This window comes from Sellimonas catena (assembly GCF_027924685.1).
Lineage (GTDB): Bacteria > Bacillota > Clostridia > Lachnospirales > Lachnospiraceae > Sellimonas > Sellimonas catena.
In genome coordinates this window covers 1-3054 of sequence record NZ_BSBO01000079.1, presented here as the reverse complement: position 1 = coordinate 3054, position 3054 = coordinate 1, and the positions used below count along the sequence as shown (strand labels likewise).

Sequence of the window (3054 nt, the reverse complement as noted above, 5' to 3'; positions counted from 1 at the left end):
CATCCCGTTACTGTTGTCTGGTTTGTGGAACTTGAAGTTCCTTGTTCTGAATAATTCTCATGAATTTTCAGGGATCGTTGTCTATTGTTCAGTTATCAAAGTTCTTTGTTTTCGTTGCCGCTCTCTCACGACAGCTATATTAGATTATCACATCTGTTCCTTTTTGTCAAGCACTTTTTTCATCTTTTTTTGAGTGGTTTCTGCGGCGGTCCGTCAAGCCAATGTGGGAAACCCGTCCTCAGGATTGTCACTCTGAGATGTTTTGTGCTGACAGTTATCAGCGGAACGTGTTATATATTATCATCCGGGCTTGTAAATGTCAACAACTTTTTTCAACTTTTTTATTTTTTCTCTTTCTTCCAGGTTACTGTTCTCCCCGTATTCAGGAGCAGAAAGGCCCCGCCATCAGCGGAGCCCCATAAGAATCTTCAATATATAATTATTCTGATACAGGAACCGGAGAAACGCATTCCCGTTAATCTGCGCAAAGATCTCTTCCCCGGCCGGTGTTGTGTACAGGAGCGTAAATACAAGGAACACAATCCAGATAAAAATCAGCGCCATCACAAGTCCAAGGGCTGCTCCGGCAATCCGGTTGATTCCTCCTATGATCGGAAGCCACGAAACTACATCCAGTATATACATAACAATTTTCAGTGCGGCCGATATGACAAAAAAGAGTACGACCGCAGTCAGAATCTGAATAATCAGACGTGTAATCCCTTTTGCGATATAGTCTGCGAAGCTGTCCGCTCCGATCATACTGTAAATTTCTTTATTATTATTTTCCTGCAGATATTCCTTAAATATCTCCGGCACCTCGGAATTCTCTATAATCTGTGCCTGTTCCTGTCTGGAAATCTCGCCTCCGGAAAGCTGCTCTGCCAGTGCCGGCAGATCGATATCTGTTCCGTTTTCTATTCCGGCCTGCTCTTCCAGAGCATCCGACATGTTTGTCATCAAGGCACTTTCAAGCCGCTCCTCAATCCAGTCATCCGCCGGGGTGTACTGAATCACGGCATCCGCCGCATACGGCGTGAGTACAACCACCAGAATCCACGCGGCCACCGCCGCGGCCAGTGATACTGCGATGCGCAGTGCCCCTTTGATATATCCCACAATGATTCCTATCGCCAGAATTCCTATCGTTCCATATAATAACCAGTTCATGTTGTTCTCCTATTTTGTCAGGCGTATTGTCCGGGTTCCTTTGTTACTCATCATCAGATATTTATTGATTCCTTTCAGAACAAAGATGTCTCTGATATCCGCCCCCATGCTTCCTTCAAACCGGTGAATTCCACCTTCAGTGAAAATGCTGGCGTTCTCACCGTCAAACAGGATTACCTGTCCGTCATCAATTTTGATGTTACTATAATCACCCTCAAATTCCTTTGATATAATCTCTTTTCCGTTATAATCGTAAAGCCGCAGTTCATATCCGGCCGAATCTGTATCTTTCAGAACAAATGCAAGATATTCTTCATCGTAGGCGATACTTCTGATTTCTTTTTTGATGTCAATCTTCGTACTTTCTTTCGGCTCGGATCCTTCATAAATCACGAAGCCGCCGTCGCCTACTGCGACCGATTTATCATCGGATACAAAGAATACGCTCGGCATGAGCTGATTCTCATAAGTATCTCCGCCGATTTCATAATTCCCGTCTTCGTGTGTTTTTCCAAAGTCGTAATAAGTAATCCTGGTATCCACCTGACCATTCTGTACCACCAGATAAGAGACAAGAAGTGTCGTTCCGTCAGGCGACAGCGCAATGTCAATCGGATATCCGCTTGCAGAAGACGCAACGCTGTACTCGATCAGTACATTTCCTGATACGTCATAGCACTGAATCATCGGAGTGCTTCCATTTTCAAGCAGAACGGCTGTAACTCCCTGATCTGATACGGACATTTTCTCTATGGGAAATGTCGTACTGATCTGCCCCCGCAGTCCATTTTCTCCGAATACTGCAATATCGTTGCCACCCTGCTCTGCTACTGCCGCGGAAGTACCGCTGACTTTCATAACCGGTTTCTGAAACTGGACGCTTTCCGTCCAGAGTTCAGCCCCGTCCAGATCGAATAATGCAACACCGTCGGTATCACAGCTCAGTATATTCTCCCCATAACGTATATAAAAGCTGTTTCCCGACTCTGCTTCCTGAATCTGAGACACGACCTCAACCCCTGTATAGGTCTGAAGTGTAATCGTCAGATAGGAGACCGCCACGGCCGCTGTCAGAACTCCCACAATGACCCATCTTCGGATCGCCTTTTTTGTTCTGGCCCTCATAGGCTTTTTCTTCTTTTTTACCGGATGCATTTCTTCCGGATTCTCCGTTTCAATAGAAGGCTGTACCGTCCACATCTCCACCCGGGGCTTTTCGACATACTTCCGGCCGATCCGGACAGCAGTTCCCTCCCCGAAAAGATCCGGGATATCAGCCCTCGGGACTACGTGGAACCTCATTTGCTGCTTATCCTTCATATTGCTTTCCCCTTTGTATTTTATTTATACTGTTCTATTTCTGATTATCATAACATACTTTTTCTTACGGCAACAGTAATTTTTGCCCGATGTATATGAAATCCCCATTCGTAAGACCGTTCATCCGCGCGATTGCGTCTACATAGGAAGTATCTCCATATACCTTCCGGCTGATGGTAGCAAGCGTATCCCCACGCTGCACCACGTAGTACTCTTCCCCTCCGGAAGTCTCCTGCTCCTGTATTTCCAGTGTGTCTTCACTGCTGCTCTTAACATCCGTTCCTTCCTCAACCTCTGTTGTCACTTTCTCTCCGGATGCCTGTGCTTCTTCTTCGCCTTCCGCCTTTTCCACGGTTTTTGTAATCTGGTCAAGAGAGGTCTGAACTGCCTTGATCTTATCATAATTATTTACCATTGTCACGCCGATGATCAGAATAGTATGTGTCAAGTAATCGTTGGCACTTTTTCTTCTTTTTTTGATATCAGTTTATTTCTTTTATTTTCAGATAATTCAGCTCGGACTTTATCTGATCATTTTATGTTTCTTTTTAACAGAATGTTCTT

The 3054-nt window shown here is 45.0% G+C and carries 3 protein-coding genes; all 3 read right to left on the bottom strand.

Annotation, left to right across the window (positions count from 1 at the left end; genetic code table 11):
• Positions 1-405: 405 nt before the first annotated feature.
• Entirely contained in the window at positions 406-1170 is a 765-nt protein-coding gene (locus tag Selli1_RS18040; RefSeq protein ID WP_281874466.1) for a CvpA family protein, read from the bottom strand.
• Positions 1171-1179: 9 nt separating this feature from the next.
• Positions 1180-2490: a DUF5711 family protein gene (locus tag Selli1_RS18035; RefSeq protein WP_087168793.1), complete on the bottom strand. Its 1311-nt coding sequence runs from the start codon at positions 2488-2490 to the stop codon at positions 1180-1182.
• Positions 2491-2554: 64 nt separating this feature from the next.
• Complete coding sequence (locus tag Selli1_RS18030; RefSeq protein ID WP_281874463.1) at positions 2555-2938, bottom strand: LysM peptidoglycan-binding domain-containing protein; 384 nt, start codon at positions 2936-2938, stop codon at positions 2555-2557.
• Positions 2939-3054 lie beyond the last annotated feature (116 nt).